Consider the following 21,249-nt stretch of genomic DNA (forward strand, 5'->3'; position numbering starts at 1 on the left):
TTTGTTTTGATAGAAATTTTCTGCATTTCTCTTAATATTCTCTAGAATTGTGGAATCAATAGTTGTTCAGATTTCAGATAATAACTCATTCATTTTACGGTTGAATATACCTAAGATTTGTTCTTCTCTCTTGTGAATATTTGTAATAATACAACCGCTTGAAATGGTTAAAAAAATAATTGGCTTATCGTATTTGAAATCATGTTCCACTCCATATCTTGAACCTAAACCTCTGGAAAAGTTAAATAAATAGTATTTTTCCTTGCTAAAAAAGTATCTCGCTATAAATTCAATCCTTTTTTCTAGTTCCTTAGTGTTATTTTCTGTTATTAAGTCGAGACCAGTTGAATATACTCTTTTAATTGAGGCTATTGTATTTAATTCAGAATTAAGTTTAATTCTTAATTCTGAATTTGTAATAAATTGATTAATTGAATCTATTTTATGAGATAAAACTTCATTTATTAGTTCAAGATCCTTGTTCTCTTTGTTAAATATTTCTTCAGCATTAACATCATCTTGTGAATACGAGTATCCAAAAGCTAAAAATAACAATAGATAAACTTTTACTTTCATAACCTTATTCTTTTGGTAAATATTTCTCAGGAATTGGGTTTTCTTCAGATTCTTGTGTCCAATAAATATTAATAATCCACCAACGTTTACCGTCGTTAAATAACTGAACACTATTAATACCTCTCATAAAAGGTGTTTCGTCATCCTTACTGTTAAAAGCTTCATAGGTTGTAAAAACGTGAGCAATATTTCCAAAGGTTTGCGTTTTTCTACTGATTTCTACCTCGTGAAAACCGTTTTCTACTAACCAATTTCCAGCCGTAGAAATATAATCGTCAGGAGACATATAGCGTACCACGTTTTCGCCTTTTTTATTTTTGTTTGTAGCGATGAGTTTTGCATCTTTCTGAAAGAGGTGTTTAAATAAATCCCAATCGCGTTTAACCCCTTTATCGCCTGATATTACGGAGTATAATGTGGCAATTGTGCTATCTAAAGTAGCAACGTTATTAGTGTAGTCTTTTTTTTCTTCTTGTGCAGAAACATTAAGAGTAAATACCACTAAGAAAAGTATAAAACAATTTTTCATAATTAATCTTTTTTAATAAAATCGTTAGGGTCAAAGCCATAATAGAATTTATTTATTAATCCATTTGAACTTTCTAAGTTCACAATATCCATTAATTCTTCAAAATACAGACAGATGCGTTCTCTATCTTCAGAATCAAAACCTAATTCTAATTCAGGAAATTTTGAAAGACCATTTTTTATAACCTTTAAATAGTCAATATTTGTTGGTGCTTCAAATTCCGAAACTTTCCTGAATTCAGAGGCAACCTCATTGATTTTTTCAGTTAGGATTGGTTTCAGTTTTTCATCTGAAATTCCTGGATATGTGTTTTCACTAATAAATTTTTCTTTTTCAATAAAGGCTTTAAAAAGCTTATTTGCATTTATAGGTGTTTGCATTTGTATTGTGTCTTGAGCATAGCTAATCGTTACTCCTAAAGTTAACAATAATAATAAAGATGATTTGAAAAATTTCATTATAAATTTTGAACTATAAACTTAAAAGAATTTTAAACCAAATACAACCGCATCACTTATAAATCCGTTTTGGTAAGAACGCAAATAATCGACCCTTAAGAAACGCCATTTTCCCCAACCAATATTATCTAAACCAATAGAATATTCTTGGTAAGGTTTAAAATCTGGCTGTGCCAATAGGTGTGCTCCAACCACTAAATTAAAATTCAGTTTGTTTAATAAAGGCACTTTTCCGAGTATAAAGCCATTAAAATCGTGTTCTGCATGTGCTTCAAAATAAGAATCGTTTGTACTTGCGCCATAATAATCTAAATTATTGAATACATTGGTGTAATTACCTTCTGTACTCACATGTGTAAGGTTGCCATTAAAATGTTGGTAATCTACAAAAGCGATATCGTCTCCATTAAAGAATTTTCCGGCTTTAAGGTTATAACTAAATCTACCCTTATCTTTTACATTGAAAGATTGTGCTAAACGTATTTTTATTTGGTCAAAGTTATAGTTGCTGTTGGTTGCTCCAAATCCTTTTTCGTAACCTAAATACAGCGTTGGGTAATTATCGTTACCAACATTGTATTTAGCATCTGGATAACTCATGTATTCTTGTCCGAAGTTAATGCGCGCATTTATTGAACCTTTTAAGATGTTATGCGTTTGAAAAGGTGCAATGCCATACGCTAATTCATTTAACGGATTATTACTTGTGTAAGCATCATTATCATCATTAATAAAAACTTGATCTGTAGTATTAAATAATGCTTTTCGTCTCTGATAACTTATGCCAGCATATAATCTAAAACCGTTGAAAAGTTCTTCGGAATAGTTTAAAGACAAATGGCTTTTATCATATAACTTCATATAATTATCTTCAAAAAACAAAGAACTTACGCCATTAATTAAAGGTGTAATTGGGTTTGAAGGATTAAATTGAGATGTAGTGACCCCTCCAGATAATGTTAAAAATGGATAACTGGTATTATTAAATTTGTATGTAATTGCTCCTGTGGCGCGCAATCTATCGTCTGAAAATCCATATTGTAAATCGCCATTAACACTTATGTAGCGATTATAGTCGTCAAACCCTTTTGTGTAGAAAACGTTTGCACCAATGGTGTATCCTTGAACCGTATTAAATTGTGTTGAAGTAGGAGGAATGTCAAATCCTAGTCGGTAGTCTTTATATGAATTTTGATAAGTGTAACCTAAAATGTTTCCGAGTTTAAATTTGTTCTTTACGGCATCAATAGAGTCTAAGTATGGTTTAGATTCTCTTACAATTTGTATACTATCTTTAGTGACGTAATCTGTGCGTTCTTCTGAGGTTAGTGGAACAGGTCTAATTTTATTCCAGAAAATAGAATCTTTTTTGTTGGCTTCATCTTCAAAAGACACAATTTCTTTATTAAAATCTTTTCGAGTTAAAGAGGTATTGAATTCGTAATTACTATAAACTGCCGTAAAACGTCCATCGCCTTTAATGCCAAATAAACCATACTTAAAATCGATACTTTGCGATATTCTTGCCCAAATATCATTGCTTTCAGAATAGGAGAAACTTTGCTGTAAAGAAATCACATCTACAGCCGGAATCCTTGCCTGTACACCTGTAATATCTAGTTCTAAAGCATAAATATCCCATTGGTCTTCAATAATATATATAAAGCCAGCAAAAACAGGGTCGTTTTTACGTTTGGGTGTTACTTTGACTTTATTAATGAGGTTGCCTCTGTCGTCGTAAAAAACACCATCTAGTTTGTACTTGTAGTAACTAAAGGCATTGTTGGCTATTGGAGATATAATTTCGTTACCAAAATTAATAGTGTTATTGTAGAAATTAAAATCAACTTCTAATGCTGTGTTAAAACTAAAACCATTACTATTTCCACTGATTTTTGAAGCCGTTATTCGTTCTTTTAGTTTACCTGGACTTAAAAATTGAATTTTTGATATAGTTTCAGATAAATAGATAATTCCACTTCGTGTAGAATCTAATCCGCCACCTAAATCGCCAACTTCTTGACCCATTATTTTCTCAGGAGCATCTTTAATTTTAATTAAACCTCTAGAGTAAAAATCGGCTTTAAAGGATTCTATTTTATCGAGATTTGCTTGTCGTTGCGCAATCGCTTGTCGCATTATAGCATTTGCAGGATCATTGGTAGCATCAACCAAAACTTCACCAAGAGAAACAGATTCTTCTTCTAATACAATATCTAATTGATACGGAAATTTAGAAATTGATACTGATTTTTTTATTGTTTTATAACCCAAATAACTATATATAATAACATAGTCTTTGGGTTGTGAGATGTTGAGTTCGTAATAACCATCGTCATTGCTTGTTGTCCCTTTGTAAGTGTTCTCTATTAAGATATTTACAAAGGGAAGCGGGTTATTATTTTGGTCTGTTATGTTTCCGGTGATTTGTGCCGAAATTGAAGAACTGATCGCGATTAGAAAGATGAAGAGTAAATTTTTTTGCATAGACTAATTGATTGATGATTAGGTAATGGTTTTAAGATTGTTTTTATAGCACAAACTTTATGCCCTTTATAAATAAAGACGTCATTTTATTATAAAAGGTTGCTTTCAGTATAGAAAAAAATATACTGTTCTCAAACTTAGACTAATAAATAAAACGAAAAAGTTATAGGAATCTTAAAGTTATCGGAAATCTTTCTTAATACGGTCTAAATTACGCTTGTTGTCGCGATCTTTTATAGTTTCGCGCTTATCGTATAGTTTTTTACCTTTTCCTAAGCCAATAATCATTTTGGCATAACCTCTATCATCAACAAAAAGTTTTAAAGGAATAATAGCATTTCCTTTAACGTCAATTTCCTTTTTAAGTTTTTTAAGCTCTTTTTTATTAAGAAGTAGTTTGCGCTCTGCCTTTGGTCTATGGTTATAGTAATTACCATAAGCGTATTCCTCAACAGTCATATTTATAACAAAAAGCTCGCCACGCTCGTTAAACTCACAAAAGCTTTCAGCGATAGAAGCCTTGCTGGCTCTAATAGATTTAATCTCTGTGCCTGTAAGTACAATACCAGCCGTATATTTATCTAATATTTCGTACTGAAATTTTGCTTTCTTATTTAGTATGTTGACCTTGTTTTGCATGGTTGGCAAAGATAGGTTTTTAGTGAAAAGTGTAAAAGTTTAAAGCCTGATTTGTTTTTATCAATTAAGAATATGTTAATGCCTTACAATATTGTAATCTAATCTTTAGCTTTACGACTTTCTTTTTAGAAAATAGATAACCTATGAAAAATTACATATTATTACTATTAATTGCCGTCTGTTTTAGCTGTAAAAATGAAAAAACTACTGAAAACATATCTAATACTGAAGTGCGTAAAACAAAGTTGACAGCAGATGATATTATCAATAAATCAATTGAAATTTCTGGTGGCGAAAAGTTTAAACAATCGAGTTTAAAATTCGAATTTAGAGATGTGTATTACCAAGCCCTTCGTAAAAACCATGAGTTTCTTTTAGTTAGAATTTTAGTAAAGGATAACGATTCTATTTTTGATATGTTAAGTAATGTAGGTTTTGAACGTTATGATAATATAGACTTCGTTAAGCTTGAAGATTCTATTGCAAAAAACTATGCAGCCTCTGTAAATTCTGTTCATTATTTTTCTGTTCTACCACATGGTTTAAATGACGAGGCGGTAAACAAAATGTTATTAGCAGATGAACAAATAAAGGGAAACGAATATTACAAAATAAAAGTTACATTTAACGAAAATGGAGGAGGAGAAGACTTTGAAGATGTGTTTGTGTATTGGCTTGATAAGCAGAGTTTTAAATTAGATTATTTAGGTTATTCATATAACGAGGAATCTGGCGTAGGAATGCGTTTTAGGGAAGCCTATAATGAGCGTTACGTAAATGGTTTACGTTTTGTAGATTACAATAATTATAAAACGAAAGACACGAATTTTAAGCTTGAAAATTTAGGTAAAGCCTTTGAAAATAATCAATTAGAACTATTATCTAAAATTGAATTAGAGAATGTAGAAGTACAGTTAATTAACAACTGATAATTCTGATATTTTGCCATCTTTTGTAAATTCTACTTTGTATAAGTTGGCGTTATTATGGTCGTCAATATCATCGTATTTATCTTCATCTATTAAAGCGTTAACAAATTTTGGCGTTGTGTTACTATGACCAACAATTAATACGGTTTGTCCTTTTGTTCTTTCAATAAATTCTTCAATCTTATATTCTGAAGGATTATAATAATTAAGCACTAAGTCGTTGGCATTGGCAGTTGGAGTAGCAGTTTCTTTAGTTCTGTTGTAATTAGTAGAATAGACGGCATCAAAATCAATGCCTTTAAAATGTTTTTTCCAATTTTCAGCACGTTGACGACCAAAAGAAGTTAAGTGTGGATCTCTATTATTTTTATCGCCTCTATCTTTCTCAGCGTGCCTAATTAAATAATATGTAGCGATGACATTTGCATCTTGTTTGTTAGTCTCTTCTTTGCAAGATGGAAATAAGATAAAAGTAATGAGTAGTATAAATATTAAATTTTTCATATTAAATAAGAGAAATCATATTAAGTATTATTGTATAAATATCGACTAAATTAATGAATAAAAATTGAATGATAATTTATAAGTTTTACACTTAGATTTGGTAGCAAGAACTTAATTTATAATCTACGCCAATTCTAAAGCTACCTCAATCATATCTCTAAACGTAGTTTCACGTTCTTTACTCGTTGTAGTTTCATTTGATACTAATGAATCTGAAATTGTTAAAACAGCTAAAGCATTTGCGTTATGTTTTGCAGCTATTGTATATAAACCAGCAGCTTCCATTTCTACACAAAGAACTCCGAATTTAGACCACTTTTTAAATGATTCTTTATCATCTTGGTAAAACTCATCTGAAGATAAAACATTACCCGCTTTAATTTCTATATTTTTTGCGCGTGCTGCTTCTACAGCCTTTATAAATAATCCAAAATCTGCTGTAGGTGCATAATCTGCACCACCAAAGCGTAAATTATTAACACCAGAAGTAGAAGAAGCAGACATAGCCAAAACAATATCTCTAAGTTTTACATCTTCTCTGTAAGATCCGGCACTTCCAACTCTAATTAAGTTCTTTACACCATACTCTGAAATTAATTCATTTGCATATATGGAAATACTAGGAACACCCATTCCTGTTCCCATAGTAGAAATTCGTTTTCCTTTATAGGTACCTGTGTAACCAAGCATTCCTCTAACTTTGTTAAAGCAAACAGGGTTTTCAAAAAATGTCTCAGCAATCCATTTAGCTCTTAATGGATCTCCTGGTAGTAAAATAGTTTCAGCAATTTCGCCTTTTTTAGCCTCAATATGTACACTCATAAAACAAAGTTACGCAAAGTGTAGCAATTAATAAGAAGAGTTAGTTAATTGATTATTCATCATTTCAACACCACCAGAGGCTCCAATTCTAGAGACACCAACCTCAATATATTTAAGGGCAGTTTCAGTATCGCTAATTCCGCCAGAGGCTTTTATTTGTAATTGACCTCTTACTGTTTTTTTCATAATTTTAACAGCTGTCAATGTTGCACCACTTTTAGAAAAACCTGTAGATGTCTTAACATAGTCTGCCTTTGCATCCATACATATTTCACAAGCTTTTACAATTTCATTTTTAGAAAGTTCGCTTATTTCTAATATGACTTTTAGTGTTGTAAGTCCTATAGCTTGTTTCACTTTGCTAATGTCTTTAAGAACAGCAAGGTAATTTTTGCTTTTAAGACGTCCAATATTCATTACAAGATCAATTTCTGAAGCACCTTGATTAATAGCGTTTTTGGCTTCAAAAATCTTAGCTTCAGTAGACATTGCACCAAGAGGAAAACCAACAACAGTACAAACTTTTACGTCTGATCTACTTAATGCTTGTTTTGCAAGTGCTACATAGCTACTATTAACACAAACTGAATAAAAATTGTACTTTAAAGCGTCGTCACAAAGTTTAAGGACGTCGGCTTCTGTAGCTGAAGCGCTAAGAAGTGTGTGATCAATGAATCTGTTTAATTCTATCATAAAAGTTAGGGCTCTCGATTTAAAATTAACTGTAGTGCTTACCATGTGAAAATCTCATGGAAACACAACAAAAAAAATGTCTCAAAAGGTAACGTTCGAATTAAATAGCTCGACAAAGTTAGTGATTTATCCGACAAAAAGCCAAAATTTTAGAAAATAATTTTACCGTTCGTCGAATATTTTTATTCATATTTCTAAGTAAATGATTATTAACATCTAAAGTTTTTAGACTTTAAAAGATTATTTTAAATTTTTCATTGATTACTCCTAATAACATATAATTTAAACTGTTTTCATTATAAATAATAACATCTCTAGAATTCCTTTATTATATTGAGACACTAATTAAATAGAGATGACTAAAAAAATAAATGCAAATATCGAATACGATTTAATTTGTGTAGGAGGTGGCATAATGAGTGCTACCTTAGCATTAATTACCAAAATATTGCAACCAGAATTAAAAGTACTAATTGTTGAGCGGTTGAATAACGTTGCACAAGAAAGTTCTGCTGCTTGGAATAATGCAGGTACTGGCCATTCGGCTTTGTGTGAGTTGAATTATTGTCCACAAGATGATAATGGAGCAATTTCAATAAAAAAAGCCGTTGAAATTTGTAAACAATTTGAAGTCTCAAAACAATTTTGGACATATTTAGTGAATGAAGGATTAATAGAGAATCCTGAAGGTTTTATTAAAAATGTACCACACCATAGTTGGGTTACCGGTAAGGAAAATTCAGATTATTTAGAAGCACGCTATAAAGCCTTTAAAGCGCACTATTTATTTGATATCATAGAGTTTACAAGAGATGTTGAAAAAATGAAGTCGTGGTTTCCTCTAATAGCCAGTGATAGGTCTATAATTGAAGACATGGCTGCATCTCGTATAAGTAGAGGAACAGAAGTTAATTATGGTAACCTTACGCAACAGCTGTTTCATATTTTAGAAACTAAGTATGATACACCTGTTCATTGTAATATGGAAGTGCAAGATGTAGATCCTAGTTTAGATATAGATTGGACGGTTGAGTTGAAAGATTTAAGAACAAAAACAATCCATCATATAGAATCTAAACATGTTTTTATAGGTGCAGGAGGTGCAAGTTTATTGTTGCTTCAAAAAGTTGAAATAGAGGAGAAGGAAGGCTATGGCGGTTTTCCGGTAAGTGGCGAATGGTTGGTTTGTAAAAATGAAGCTATAATTAACCAACATAACGCTAAAGTCTACAGCAAAGCTGGTCCTAACGATCCACCAATGTCTACACCACATTTAGATACAAGATATATTAATGGTAAGCGTGAATTACTTTTTGGTCCATTCGCAGGTTTTAGTCCTAAATTTTTAAAAGAAGGGTCTTATTTTGATTTAGTAAAGTCCATTAAATTCGATAATTTGTCGCCAATGTTAGGTGCATTTTGGCATAATTTACCTTTAACGAGGTATTTGGTAGAACAAGTAAGTATGAACCATGAAGACCGCATGGACGAATTACGCAAGTTTTACAAAAATGCAAAAAGTGAAGATTGGGAGCTTTTGATAGCAGGTCAGCGTGTTCAAATTATTAAAAAGGATGAATTTGAAGGCGGAAAGTTACAATTTGGCACAGAAGTAGTCAGTAGTAAAAACGGAAGTATAACGTGTCTTTTAGGAGCTTCGCCTGGTGCTTCTACCGCTGTGCACGTAATGATGAATGTTTTAGAAAAGGCATTCCCAGAAATTCTTAATTCTGAAAAAGCAAAGCAATTATTAGAGGTTATGATACCAATGTGGAATGTAGAATTAACCCAAGAGTTATTTGAAACTCAACTTGAAAAATCAAAGTTTGCATTAAAATTGTAATAACAATAATATATATAAAAGGAAGAGCAACATGCCTTCCAAGCGCTTGGAATTTGTGTTGCTCTTAACCAACCAATCATTATAAAGACTCTAATTAGTATTAAATGTTACAGCGCTAACCTGTAAATTTTATATATATGAATAAAACAAGATATAGAGAATTAGATGCCTTGAGAGGTTTAGCAGTAATTATGGTGGTTTTATTTCATTTTACTATGGGAAAAAATCAAGCTGAATTGGGCTTTAAACTTGGAACAACTGGTGTTGATTTGTTTTTTATAATTAGTGGATTTGTTATTTTACTTAGTCTTAAATACGTTAACAAATCTGGTCAATTTGTTATAAATAGAATAAGTAGATTGTATCCAACATATTGGGCAAGTGTTTCTTTAACTTTTTTGGTAATGTTATTACATGGCTTTTATTCTCTAAACTTAAGTAAGGTAAGTATTGTTGAGTATTTGGGTAATATGACTATGATTCAATTTTACTTAAAAATCCCATACCTTGATGATTCCTATTGGACTATGATAATAGAATTGTTGTTTTATGGTTTTATGTTAATTTTATTTCATTTTAAACTATTAAAACATATCAATAAAATAGGCATACTTTTAACCTTTTTCATTGTGCTAATTATTCATTTTCATTTTGAAAACATTTGGGTTAAGAGATTGTTTTATTATATCCCTCTATTACAATTTTGGCCGTTATTTTTTTCTGGTATTTTATTTTATCAAATAATCAACAAGTACACAGATTTAACTAAGTATTATTGTGTAATCATCCTTTGCTTATTGTCCCAGATATCGCTTTATGACTATTCTGGTTATTCAAAAAAATTTATTGACTTTTGGGAATATTCAATGATGCTAATTTTTTATTTTTCTTTATTTACCTTGTTTGTAAACAGAAAATTAAAATTCATAATTAATAAGCCATCCTTGTTTTTGGGTAAAATTTCTTTTGCCTTGTACTTAATTCATCAAACGATATCAACGGAATATATTATTCCAATTTTGTCAAATAAATTGAATCTTAATTTTTGGATATCTTCAGCAATAGCTCTAGTGTGTTCAATAGCTCTCGCTACAGGAATTACATTTTTTATTGAAGTACCTTACAGTAAAAAAATGAAAAACATATTATATGGAACAATGTATAAGCGGCTTTAAAAATAAAGCCGCTTATACTATTTGTTACAATTCTTCTGCAACTAAATCACCTTGATTTCTAAAGACTAGTTGTCCATCGAATTCATCTAACAAAATGATGCTATCAGTTGTCACTTTTCCTGCTAGTATTTCTTTACTTAGCTGGTTGAGCACATCTTTTTGTATCACACGTTTTACAGGTCTTGCACCATACTCTGGATTATAACCTTTCTCAGCCAAATAGCTTACAGCTTCCGGTGTAGCATCAAAAGTTATACCTTGTTTTGCTATCATTTTAGTGATGCCTTTTAGTTGTAAACCTACAATATCTACAATGTTCTCTTTAGAAAGCGGAGTAAACATAATAGTATCATCGATACGGTTTAAAAACTCAGGCCTCACACTTTGTTTTAAAACGGCGAGAACATCAACTTTTGCAGCTTCCATAGCAGAAGGTATATCCTTAGTAGCTTCAAAACGCTCCTGTATTAAGTGACTTCCCATATTAGAAGTCATAATTATAATAGTGTTTTTAAAATCTGCAATTCTACCTTTGTTATCTGTTAGTCTGCCTTCATCTAATACTTGTAATAAAATATTAAATGTATCTGGATGCGCTTTTTCAATCTCATCTAATAAAACTACAGAATATGGTTTTCTTCGCACTGCTTCTGTTAATTGTCCACCTTCATCATACCCAACGTATCCAGGAGGCGCACCTACTAAACGACTTACGGCATGACGTTCTTGATATTCACTCATATCTATACGCGTCATAGCATTTTCATCATCAAATAGATATTCTGCTAATGCCTTTGCAAGTTCTGTTTTACCAACACCAGTAGTTCCTAGAAATAAAAAGGTTCCTATTGGTTTTTGTGGATTTTGAAGTCCTGCTCTAGATCGACGTACAGCATCACTAACGGCTTCAATAGCCTCTTCTTGGCCAACAACACGTTTGTGTAATTCATCTTCAAGTTTTAAAAGTTTTTCACGGTCGCTTTGCAGCATTTTTGTTACAGGTATACCTGTCCATTTAGCCACGACATCTGCAATGTCTTCGTAATTAACTTCTTCCTTAATTAAGGAAGTGTCTTGCTGTTCTGCTAATTCAATCTGAAATTTCTCTAATTTTTCATTAGCCTCTTTAATTTTTCCATATCTGATTTCTGCAACTTTTCCGTAATCGCCTTCGCGTTCTGCACGTTCAGCTTCAAGTTTATAGTTTTCTATTTCTTGCTTTATATTTTGAACGTTTTCTACAACTTCTTTTTCAGATTTCCATTTAGCATTCAGTTCATTTCGCTCTTCCTTAAGATTTGCCAAATCTGCCTTTAAGCTTTTCAATTTGGTTTCATCTTTTTCACGCTTAATCGCTTCATGTTCAATTTCTAATTGCATTATTTTACGGTCAAATACATCTAACTCTTCTGGTTTAGAGTTAATTTCCATACGCAATTTAGAAGCAGCTTCATCCATTAAGTCAATAGCTTTGTCTGGTAAAAAACGATTTGTTATATAACGTTGCGATAATTCTACAGCGCCAATAATAGCTTCATCTTTAATTCTTACTTTGTGGTGCGCTTCATACTTCTCTTTAATACCACGTAGAATAGAAATGGCACTTTCAGTATCTGGTTCATCTACTTTTACCATCTGAAAACGTCGCTCTAAAGCTTTGTCTTGTTCAAAATATTTTTGGTATTCATCTAAAGTTGTTGCTCCAATAGCTCTTAATTCGCCACGTGCTAAAGCAGGTTTCAAAATATTAGCAGCATCCATTGCGCCTTGTCCACCACCAGCACCAACAAGTGTATGAATTTCGTCTATAAATAAAACAATATCACCGTTACTTTCAGTAACTTCTTTAATTACGGCTTTTAGTCGTTCTTCAAATTCACCTTTAAATTTTGCGCCTGCAATAAGTGCGCCCATATCTAAAGCAAAAATTTGCTTGTCTTTAAGATTTTCTGGGATGTCGCCATCGATAATTCTATGTGCTAAACCTTCTGCAATGGCTGTTTTTCCAGTTCCTGGTTCACCAACTAAAATTGGATTGTTTTTTGTTCTACGAGATAAGATTTGAAGTATTCTTCTTATTTCTTCATCTCTACCAATTACAGGATCTAATTTACCATCTTCTGCAAGTTGATTTAAGTTTTTAGCATATTTATTAAGAGAATTATAAGTCTCTTCTTGGTTTTGAGACGTTACTCTATCACCTTTTCTTAATTCTTCAATTGCAGCATTTAAGCCTTTTTCCGTTACGCCTTGGTCTTTTAAAATTTGCGCGATTTTACTTTTAGACTTAAAAATGGCTAAAACTAAATGTTCTATTGAAACGTAATCATCATTTATTTTTTTAGCAATGATTGAGGATTCGTTTAAGGTCTTACTCGCCTCGCGAGATATCATTATATCTGCTCCAGTAACTTTAGGAAAACTGTCTAATTCTTTTTCTAAAATTTGCTGTAGCATGGATATATTCACATTAAGCTTTTTAAGCAGAAATGGTAAAACATTCTCGTCAACATTAAATAAAGCTTTAAATATATGCTCGTTTTCTATTTGTTGATGACCTAAACCTTGAGCAAGTTGCTGAGCTTGCTGTATGGCTTCTTGCGATTTGATTGTATAATTATTAAAATTCATCTTTATTATATTTTATTTGTCATTATCAGAATCTCACCTACTAAATATGATTTTTTAGACGATATTTATAATGCTATTTATTACTATTGTTTGATTATATTTAGTCAATAATCTTACCATTTGATAATTGTAAGAATTAAACGACAAAATGTCGGATTTAATATTTTTAAAAGTGACGTTTCGTCAGATTGTAAGATTTTAATTTTGTCAGCGACTATAGTTATCGAACTTTATAGAAAAGAAAAGAGAAAATATGTTTAAAAAATTATTTGGTTCGTCCGAACCTAAGGAAGAGAAGATATTACCGTGGCAAGCATTAACTGATGTTTCGCAGTTAGATTCTATTGTAAAGCTATCTGCTACTAAGACTCAGCTTATTTTTAAGCACTCTACGCGTTGCGGAATTAGTAGTATGGTTATGAAGCAATTTGTTTCAGCTTATGATGTAGAAAATAATGTAGATTTATATTATTTAGATTTATTGAGTTATCGAGATGTATCTAATGAGGTTGGTTATAAATTTCAAGTTATGCATCAGTCTCCGCAGCTTTTAGTGATTAAGAATGGAGTAGTGGTTGCACACGCTAGTCATGGTGGTATTAATGAAGTAGAACTAGAACGTTACGTTTAATATTGAGTTTTTACGATACTTACAAAATAACAAAACAAGATCTTGAAAAACGTAATTATGGCGTTTTTATTGATGGTTTAGACGAGGCTTTTTTAATCTTTATCAATGAACAAAGAAAAGCTGGTCATCAGATTGTTAGTGATGAAAATATAGTGAATGTTGTACGTAAAACTAAACGAGGAATCTACACAAACATTATTATACTATTTATTTTAGGTGTCTTTTGCTTAATTCTCGGTTTATATCAGTTTTTATATACGGAACCATTAATAGGAATGAATTTATACACTCAGTTTCCTGTAATATCAAATGGAGCGATAGAGATTGCAGGTAGTACTATGCTATTAATAGGTTGTATTTATAGTTATATAAAACGTAAAGAAGTATTAGAGCGACTTGTAAAATCTGAGTTAATTGAAGATTTAAAAAAGCTTAAAAGAGAAATTGATAATTTGCCAGTACGACAAACAAAAAAGCGTAAGCGTTTTAAACAGTCTTTTAAAGTTGGTAAAAAGAAATCTTAATAAAATACTTACAATTAAGTATTTCCTACAAAGTTATAAAGTCTTTAAAAGAAAAAAGCACCTTTTATTCTACAGAATAAAAGGTGCTTTTTTACTTAGTGGAAACTTCTAATAATTAATGAATAATTATTTTCTTATTTAAGGTATTGGATTCAGTTTCTACTTTTAATATATATGTACCTTCTGAAATGTTTTTTACTGGAATTCTAATTTCGTGAGATAGTGTGATATTAGTTGCATTCCACGAAGCAACTGTTTGTCCTGCTACGTTAATAAGATATAATTGTTTTACATCTATTGATTGCGGAGTTGAAACAAATATTTCATCAGAATCTAACAAGTATTTTACACTGATTTTTTCTCTTTCTTCCTTAATTGTAGATAACAAAGTGTCCTCTTGAAATACTAGGTAGAAACGATCAGTATAGTTACCAGCTTCTAAATTTAATTGAAAGTTGTTTTCGTTAAAACGAGAGTATGTTCCTAATAAAGCATCATAGATATAAACATCAATAGACGCATTGAAATTTTCTAAAGACTCAAGTTGAATTTCAATATTACCTTGTATTGCTAATGTTAAATCTAAAGGATATGTTTTAGCAACATCAAATGCACCAACACCTTGAATAACATATTTATTACCTTCAATGATGAATGACATGTCACTTGGGAAGTTATCAGAGTTAAGTCCATCATAACCATAGTCAATGCTATCTGTTGCAGAATTATCACTAGTAAATCCTAAAAGTAAATGTCTTTTTGCACCTTCAGGAGTTTTAAAGCTCATTCTAAGTCGCTTAATAGCATTACCATTTACACTTTGTTGATTGGTATTACTATTAGGAGATCTTAAAAATACAGATTCACCAGATGCTTCTGTTTTAAAAATTCGTTGCCCATTATTAAAAGTAATATTTCCTCCAGTAGAACTTCCGTTAACAAAGAAACCTTGTGCAATTGGTACATATCTTTCTGGAGTATTACTAGCTGTTCCTTGACCGTTTATCTCTACAGGAATAGTAGAAGGTAGGCCTCCAGTTTTATTGTAATATGAATATCTTCCTTCATATTGAGCTAAGTTATGAGAAGTACTGTTTGGTGATTGTTCCCAAAATATTAACGTACCATCTAAAAGAGCAGAAGCATTATCGTCGATAAACGCATTGGCATCAATAGCAGACGGATAAGGGTTGCCAACTAAACTAGATCGCGTTCCACCAGAAATAAAGTTGGTTATTGTTCCATTATTTGGTAATCCTCTAAACGTATAATTTTGAGTTGGACTTGCCGTATTACTACCTTTCATTAAGAATCCAAGACCTACATTAAGTGCAGCGTTTTGTGATACCTGATTCCAAGCAGTATAATCTTCAAATTCTCCATTATTAAAAATATATAACCATCTTGTGCTTAACGAAAGTGGAGAAGCAATTCCGTCATAAGATGTAATCCAATTAACGGGAGTTGTACCATCTGCACCATCGTATAGAATATTACTTAATGTAAATGTGGTTGCAGCTGTTTTTACAGGACTTCCCCAATAATTATAATTATAGCCATTGTTAGACCCTTGTTGGTCGCGTTCCAAATATCCTGTGCTAGTAGGCTCTAGGATACTTCCTTCAGGTTGAAGTAATTGAGATTCATCCACTAAATCTAAAATACCATCAATTTTGAGGTATTTATCTACAATTATTTGCTGATCTCCAAGTATACTTAATCGATTACTATCTACAATCAAGCCTAGAACGGTAGTTTTGCTTAAAATATTAGTTGGTCTAGTTGCTAAAACATCCGTTGTTGTTCTTACAATATTCCAAGTTTGTTCTGCTCCTGAGTGACTATTAACTCTAGAATTAGGTATTTGTTGAACGGAACCATTTATCCATGTAGCTTGATTGTCCCAAACATTATTTGATCCAGAAACATATGGAATAGGAGCTGTTTCGGCTTGTATGGTTGTCATGTTATTAAGTTTACCTTGCGTAGCTGATGTTGTAGAAATATCTTCTATATATCCATTTGCAACAACCGATTGCGAACCTGTACCCATTTGGTAATAACCAATTAAATTATTCCATTGTAAACCTCCCGAGATATCTAGAGGTATTTCAACACCTTTTACATTAGGACCATCAGCTTCAATTTCTTGATTCATCATTTCTCTAATTTGAGTTTCTGATAAAGCTGTATTCCAAATTCGGACTTCGTCGATAGCACCATCAAAATAATGAGTAGGATTACCGTTGCTGGTATCCATCGCTCCAATTATACTTTTATTCGTATTTGGTAACGGAGAATTCCCTGCAGAAGTGCTTTGAACATTAAACCCATTTACATAAATAGTATATGTATTTACACCATTAAAAGTTACTGCAATATGGTACCATTGATTAAAATTTATTGGTTGATTAACTTGTAATACCTGATTATTCCATTTAAATCTAATTCTATTATTAAATACGCCTAAATCATAACCGCTGCTTAAGGTTCCACTGTCTCTTTTAGAAAGAATAGTTTTTGTTCCAAATATGTTATCAACTTTTATCCATGATTCTATACTAAAAGAGTTATTTTCTAATCCATAGTTGTTATCAAAATTGATATAATCTTCGGTGCCATCAAAAACAAGACTACTACCGCAATCAGCAAAAATTATAGTCATAGTGTCGCTTGTATCACTACAAGGAGTAGTATTAGCGGCTTGCCATTGTAGTGTATAAGTTTCGCCACTTTCTCCAGTAAAAGTTGAATTGTAAGCTGAACTATCAGAAAAATTGTAAGAATTAGCAGGTTGACCCGAGGTCACAGACCAAACTCCAATAACATTATTAGCGGCTAAAATGACTGTAGTGTTAGAACAATCACTTAAAGAGTTATCAATATCAGTACCAGCATCGGCTATAATACTTTCAACAATTGTAAAATCTTTAGAATCGGTAGCCGCAGCACAAGTCGTTAATGGTGTATTTGATGTAAATGTCAATGTAGTGACACCAACTTCACCAAAACCAAAATTATAAGTTGCTGATGCGCTATTTGCAGAAGGACTAAATGTACCTGTTCCAGAAGTTGTCCATGCACCAGAAGATGCACTACCGGATAAAGTTGCATTTACTGCAATACTTCCGTCTGCGGAGCAAATAGGAGAGACAATATTTTGAATAGCGACTACAGGAGCTTCATCTATTGTAATTGTTCCCGACTCTGATTTTACATCACAACTTGAAGTTGTTGATAACGTATATGTGTACGTTCCGAACACTGTTGGAGTTCCTGTTATTGTAAATTTTAATCCATCATAAGTTGTAGATAATCCAGCAGGTAATCCAGTAATACTTGGCGCATTTAATCCACCTCCTACATCATAAGTAATATCTTGTATAGGTGTATTTTGGCAGATAGTTTGATTGTCTGTACCAGCAATAGATGTTAAGGTTATAAATGTAGATAATGTGGCAAAAGATACGTCATCAATACCAAAGTTATTTCCTTGGGCTGCAGAATTAATGTTTACGATTTCTAAAATTGCAGTAGTATTAGCTCCTGAGTTCCATGTACCATAAATACGTTCCCAATCACTATTTCCTGTCACTAAATCTAAAGTTGGACCAACTTCCGTTCCATTTATTCTAAACCTCAAATCACAAGGGTTTAAAGACGCATTAGATGGATCTGATAAATCAATTCCCCAAGCAGAAAAATAATATAATTCTCCAGGCTCAACTTCTATTTCTTGTCTCCAAGCAGCAAACGTTGCATTACTTCCATTAACAGCAAGAAATTGAGCATCTGTATCTGATGTATGATCGGCAACACTTCTAAAATTCGAATTTAAAGGCCCTGAGTCTGTTGTTATGGTAATATGATTATCGTCAAGAATAATAGGATTTGCAAAATATCGATAACCATTATCATAAGGATTAGTGTAGTCCTCATCATAGTCAAAACCTATAGCATTTAAATTGTCAATAACATCTGGACCAAAATCTCCATCGGTTGTTGATGCAGCATTTGAAAAGTCGCCATTAAAAATTAGTTCTTGTGCAACTCTAATTGTTCCAGATTCCGTGCAGCCATTTGTTGACGTTCCAATAACTTGGTAAAAGTCGGCACTATTAACGTAGATAGTGTCTCCATACTGAACAGGTGTTGTTTGCCACTCCCAAGTAGTGGAGGAAGGTGAACTATCGTTAAGGTCAGTCGCTACTAATTGTACCATATTGCTTTCATCTTCGGGTGTAGAAAGAATGTCGGTAGGGCAATATTCTGCAGCAATAACTATTTTAGGACTAGGATTTACTGTTATTGTTATATTTTCAGTTTCAGTACATCCATTAGAATTATGTGCTGTTACTGTATATTGCGTAGAAGTTTCAGGGTTTACTGTTATAGAACTATTGGCACTAGACGGAATATCTGCGCCAACAGGTAAACCAGCATTGACACCTGTATTACCAGTCCAAGAGTATGTAAAAGTATCAGGAACGTTAGAGGCTCGCACCTGTACATTGTCTATAGAAATATCTGGGTTTTGACTAAAATCCGTACCTCTATAGCCATCATTAGCTGCAATTATTATTTCCAATTGGTTTGGGTTATCAGCTAAAGCAGGTATTGAATAAATAATTTCTTCCCATTGAGTGGCAGATAATGTATTGTTAATTAAAACTTTATCAATTAATACTATATTTCCGGTTCCGTTTACTCTGTAATAAATACTAACATACTTATCGTCACCTACTTCTGTGGCTCTCTTAGTTTGAAAGTATAATGAAAAGTTTTGGTAAGTAGATATATTGGCACCTCCAAGAGTAAACCTCCAATAGCCTGAATTTCCAAATTGATTATCTTGTTGCCTTAATGAATTACCAGCTATGCCTTCTGGTATATATGCAGAACCTTGTGTTGGAGTTCCAGCACCAGTTCGATAATACATATTAACATGAGAGACATTAGACGTTATACCTGGTACTTCTTGTCCATCTAATGTTGCGAAACTACTACCAGTATTAAAATTATAATTTACAATAACATCATTGTTAGTCCCAGCGCCTTGAACAGATGCTGTTAAAATACTTGATTCTCCGCTACAAATAGGATTATCTGAGGCCGTCACTGAAGTTATGATTGGTTTAAGTAAAATTTCTACAGGAGAAGTTGTGGTGCTACATCCTCTAGAATCTGTATAAGTGAATGTTACAAAACCAGGAGCAATCCCTGTAATAATACCAGTAGATGTTACAGCTGCTCTAGTAGTATTATTACTAACCCAAGTACCTCCTGTACTTGGCGATAAAGTACTTGTTTCGCTGACACAAATGGCCGTTGGCGATGTAACCACTGGTAAGGCATTAACTGAAATAGTTATATCAGAACTACAACCATTACTATCTGTATACGTAAAGGTTGCATTTCCTGCAGAAACACCTGTTACAATTCCAGAATTATCTACTGTAGCAAAAGCAGTGTTACTCACCCAACCAGAAGTTGATGGTGTCAATGTTGTTGTACTTTCTACACAAAGTGAAGATGCTCCTGTTACAATAGGTAAAGGGCGTACACTCATTGTTATGCTATTACTTTGTTTTGGGAAAATACAAGATGATAAGTTAGATTGAATTTGAACATAGACTTCATCTGCATCATTGAGAGGTGTAAAAGGAGCAAACGTATTACTTCCTGAGGTTCCAAATGAAACACCGTTTATAAACCATTCATAGATTGGAGAAGCTCCACCATTAGTTGGTGTCGCTGTAAATATAGAATTCTCCCCAGAGCAAATAGGATTATTATCAACAGTTAAACTAACTGAAGCATTTTCTGCAGGATCAATTACGGTTACAGTTGATGAGCATACAGATGAATTTCCAGCGAGATCATAAACGGTTAGGATAACGTTATTTGTACCAACATCGCTACAATCAAAATTTAATTGTGAAGCATTAAAAGTTACTGCAGAGCATGCATCAGAAGAACCATTGTTGAGGTCATTAACTGTTATTGAAGCATTGCCTGAAGCATTTAAAGTTATAGTTAAATCTTTGCAGATAGCTGTAGGCGCAATATTATCAATAAGCGTTACATCAAACATGGTTGACACCACAGGATTAGACCCATCGTTAGTAGAAAGTGTAATTGTTTGCACAGTTCCTGCGCCACTAATAACAGTTCCTGCAATAGGCGATTGTGTAACGGTTAGTGTCGCACAATTATCATTAGCTGTAGTTAAGGATGTATAATCAGGAATAGTAAAATCACAGCTTGCATCTAAGTTTTCATTTCTATCAGCCACTGCAGTAAGTGTAGGCGCAATATTATCAATAAGCGTGACATCAAACGTGGTCGACACCACAGGATTAGATCCATCGTTAGTGAAAAGTGTAATTGTTTGCACAGTTCCTGCGCCACTGATTACAGTTCCTGCAACAGGCGATTGTGTAACGGTAAGTGTGGCACAATTATCATTAGCTATAGTTAAGGCTGTGTAATCAGGAATAGTAAAATCACAACTCGTATCTAAGTTTTCATTTCTATCAACCACTGTAGAAAGTGTAGGTGCAATATTATCAATAAGCGTTACATCAAACATGGTTGACACCACAGGATTAGATCCATCGTTAGTAGAAAGTGTAATTGTTTGCACAGTTCCTGCGCCACTAATAACAGTTCCTGCAATTGGCGATTGTGTAACGGTTAGCGTTGCACAATTATCATTAGCCGTAGTTAACGTTGTATAATCAGGAATAGTAAAATCACAGCTCGTATCTAAGTTTTCATTTCTATCAGCCACTGCAGTAAGCGAAGG

The 21,249-nt window shown here is 32.6% G+C and carries 15 protein-coding genes; 5 read left to right on the top strand and 10 right to left on the bottom strand.

All coding sequences use genetic code 11. From position 1 onward, the window contains the following. Positions 1-66 precede the first annotated feature (66 nt). The 5 genes from Q0891_RS15820 to smpB all read right to left on the bottom strand — a co-directional run bounded on the left by Q0891_RS15820 (position 67) and on the right by smpB (position 4,689). A complete protein-coding gene (locus tag Q0891_RS15820; RefSeq protein WP_299103219.1) occupies positions 67-576 on the bottom strand; it encodes a hypothetical protein in 510 nt (169 codons plus the stop codon). A 4-nt stretch (positions 577-580) separates the two neighbouring features. Next, the gene (locus Q0891_RS15825) at positions 581-1,105 is read right to left on the bottom strand and encodes a hypothetical protein (RefSeq protein WP_299103221.1); all 525 of its coding nucleotides are present in this window, start codon (positions 1,103-1,105) and stop codon (positions 581-583) included. Positions 1,106-1,107: 2 nt separating this feature from the next. Further along, the gene (locus Q0891_RS15830; RefSeq protein WP_299103223.1) at positions 1,108-1,563 is read right to left on the bottom strand and encodes a DUF4844 domain-containing protein; all 456 of its coding nucleotides are present in this window, start codon (positions 1,561-1,563) and stop codon (positions 1,108-1,110) included. A 21-nt stretch (positions 1,564-1,584) separates the two neighbouring features. Then, complete coding sequence (locus tag Q0891_RS15835; RefSeq protein WP_299103225.1) at positions 1,585-4,050, bottom strand: DUF5686 and carboxypeptidase regulatory-like domain-containing protein; 2,466 nt, start codon at positions 4,048-4,050, stop codon at positions 1,585-1,587. A gap of 180 nt (positions 4,051-4,230) precedes the next feature. After that, positions 4,231-4,689: an SsrA-binding protein SmpB gene (gene smpB, locus Q0891_RS15840; RefSeq protein WP_299103227.1), complete on the bottom strand. Its 459-nt coding sequence runs from the start codon at positions 4,687-4,689 to the stop codon at positions 4,231-4,233. A gap of 143 nt (positions 4,690-4,832) precedes the next feature. Here smpB and Q0891_RS15845 point away from each other — a divergent pair, with 143 nt between their 5' ends. Continuing rightward, positions 4,833-5,618, top strand: a complete 786-nt coding sequence (locus Q0891_RS15845) for a DUF6503 family protein (protein WP_299103229.1) — start codon at positions 4,833-4,835, stop codon at positions 5,616-5,618. On the opposite strand, the gene Q0891_RS15850 is transcribed toward Q0891_RS15845, so the two are convergent. From Q0891_RS15850 to deoC, 3 genes are all read right to left on the bottom strand, one after another. Then, positions 5,604-6,122 carry a histidine phosphatase family protein gene (locus tag Q0891_RS15850; protein WP_299103231.1) on the bottom strand — a complete coding sequence of 173 codons (519 nt, stop codon included), beginning with the start codon at positions 6,120-6,122 and terminating at the stop codon, positions 5,604-5,606. The genes Q0891_RS15845 and Q0891_RS15850 overlap by 15 nt on opposite strands. A gap of 123 nt (positions 6,123-6,245) precedes the next feature. Further along, positions 6,246-6,944: a purine-nucleoside phosphorylase gene (gene deoD, locus Q0891_RS15855; RefSeq protein WP_299103233.1), complete on the bottom strand. Its 699-nt coding sequence runs from the start codon at positions 6,942-6,944 to the stop codon at positions 6,246-6,248. Between the two features lie 27 nt (positions 6,945-6,971). Continuing rightward, positions 6,972-7,634, bottom strand: coding sequence for a deoxyribose-phosphate aldolase (gene deoC, locus Q0891_RS15860; RefSeq protein WP_299103249.1), 663 nt, complete (start codon positions 7,632-7,634; stop codon positions 6,972-6,974). 358 nt (positions 7,635-7,992) lie between these two features. Here deoC and mqo point away from each other — a divergent pair, with 358 nt between their 5' ends. After that, positions 7,993-9,480 (top strand): malate dehydrogenase (quinone), encoded by a 1,488-nt coding sequence (gene mqo / locus Q0891_RS15865; protein WP_299103235.1) that lies wholly within the window; start codon positions 7,993-7,995, stop codon positions 9,478-9,480. A 137-nt stretch (positions 9,481-9,617) separates the two neighbouring features. Beyond that, a complete protein-coding gene (locus Q0891_RS15870; protein ID WP_299103237.1) occupies positions 9,618-10,655 on the top strand; it encodes an acyltransferase in 1,038 nt (345 codons plus the stop codon). Between the two features lie 24 nt (positions 10,656-10,679). On the opposite strand, the gene clpB is transcribed toward Q0891_RS15870, so the two are convergent. Beyond that, positions 10,680-13,286 (bottom strand): ATP-dependent chaperone ClpB, encoded by a 2,607-nt coding sequence (clpB, locus tag Q0891_RS15875; RefSeq protein ID WP_299103239.1) that lies wholly within the window; start codon positions 13,284-13,286, stop codon positions 10,680-10,682. Between the two features lie 253 nt (positions 13,287-13,539). On the opposite strand from clpB, the gene ytxJ reads away from it, so the two are divergent. Both ytxJ and Q0891_RS15885 read left to right on the top strand, forming a co-directional pair. Further along, positions 13,540-13,917, top strand: coding sequence for a bacillithiol system redox-active protein YtxJ (gene ytxJ / locus Q0891_RS15880; RefSeq protein ID WP_299103241.1), 378 nt, complete (start codon positions 13,540-13,542; stop codon positions 13,915-13,917). 2 nt (positions 13,918-13,919) lie between these two features. After that, positions 13,920-14,441, top strand: a complete 522-nt coding sequence (locus tag Q0891_RS15885) for a hypothetical protein (RefSeq protein ID WP_299103242.1) — start codon at positions 13,920-13,922, stop codon at positions 14,439-14,441. A 115-nt stretch (positions 14,442-14,556) separates the two neighbouring features. Here the strand turns inward: Q0891_RS15885 and Q0891_RS15890 are convergent, their stop codons facing one another. Continuing rightward, positions 14,557-21,234, bottom strand: a complete 6,678-nt coding sequence (locus tag Q0891_RS15890) for a LamG-like jellyroll fold domain-containing protein (RefSeq protein WP_299103244.1) — start codon at positions 21,232-21,234, stop codon at positions 14,557-14,559. Positions 21,235-21,249: the final 15 nt, after the last annotated feature.

The sequence above is a fragment of the uncultured Winogradskyella sp. genome, from assembly GCF_947498005.1.
In the GTDB taxonomy this organism is placed as follows: domain Bacteria; phylum Bacteroidota; class Bacteroidia; order Flavobacteriales; family Flavobacteriaceae; genus Winogradskyella.

Excerpts from the sequence above, each read along its gene's own strand:
- Q0891_RS15820 (WP_299103219.1), bottom strand. The coding sequence starts at position 576 with ATGAAAGTAAAAGTTTATCTATTGTTATTTTTAGCTTTTGGATACTCG.
- Q0891_RS15825 (WP_299103221.1), bottom strand. The coding sequence starts at position 1,105 with ATGAAAAATTGTTTTATACTTTTCTTAGTGGTATTTACTCTTAATGTT.
- Q0891_RS15830 (WP_299103223.1), bottom strand. The coding sequence starts at position 1,563 with ATGAAATTTTTCAAATCATCTTTATTATTATTGTTAACTTTAGGAGTA.
- Q0891_RS15835 (WP_299103225.1), bottom strand. The coding sequence starts at position 4,050 with ATGCAAAAAAATTTACTCTTCATCTTTCTAATCGCGATCAGTTCTTCA.
- smpB (WP_299103227.1), bottom strand. The coding sequence starts at position 4,689 with ATGCAAAACAAGGTCAACATACTAAATAAGAAAGCAAAATTTCAGTAC.
- Q0891_RS15845 (WP_299103229.1), top strand. The coding sequence starts at position 4,833 with ATGAAAAATTACATATTATTACTATTAATTGCCGTCTGTTTTAGCTGT.
- Q0891_RS15850 (WP_299103231.1), bottom strand. The coding sequence starts at position 6,122 with ATGAAAAATTTAATATTTATACTACTCATTACTTTTATCTTATTTCCA.
- deoD (WP_299103233.1), bottom strand. The coding sequence starts at position 6,944 with ATGAGTGTACATATTGAGGCTAAAAAAGGCGAAATTGCTGAAACTATT.
- mqo (WP_299103235.1), top strand. The coding sequence starts at position 7,993 with ATGACTAAAAAAATAAATGCAAATATCGAATACGATTTAATTTGTGTA.
- Q0891_RS15870 (WP_299103237.1), top strand. The coding sequence starts at position 9,618 with ATGAATAAAACAAGATATAGAGAATTAGATGCCTTGAGAGGTTTAGCA.
- clpB (WP_299103239.1), bottom strand. The coding sequence starts at position 13,286 with ATGAATTTTAATAATTATACAATCAAATCGCAAGAAGCCATACAGCAA.
- ytxJ (WP_299103241.1), top strand. The coding sequence starts at position 13,540 with ATGTTTAAAAAATTATTTGGTTCGTCCGAACCTAAGGAAGAGAAGATA.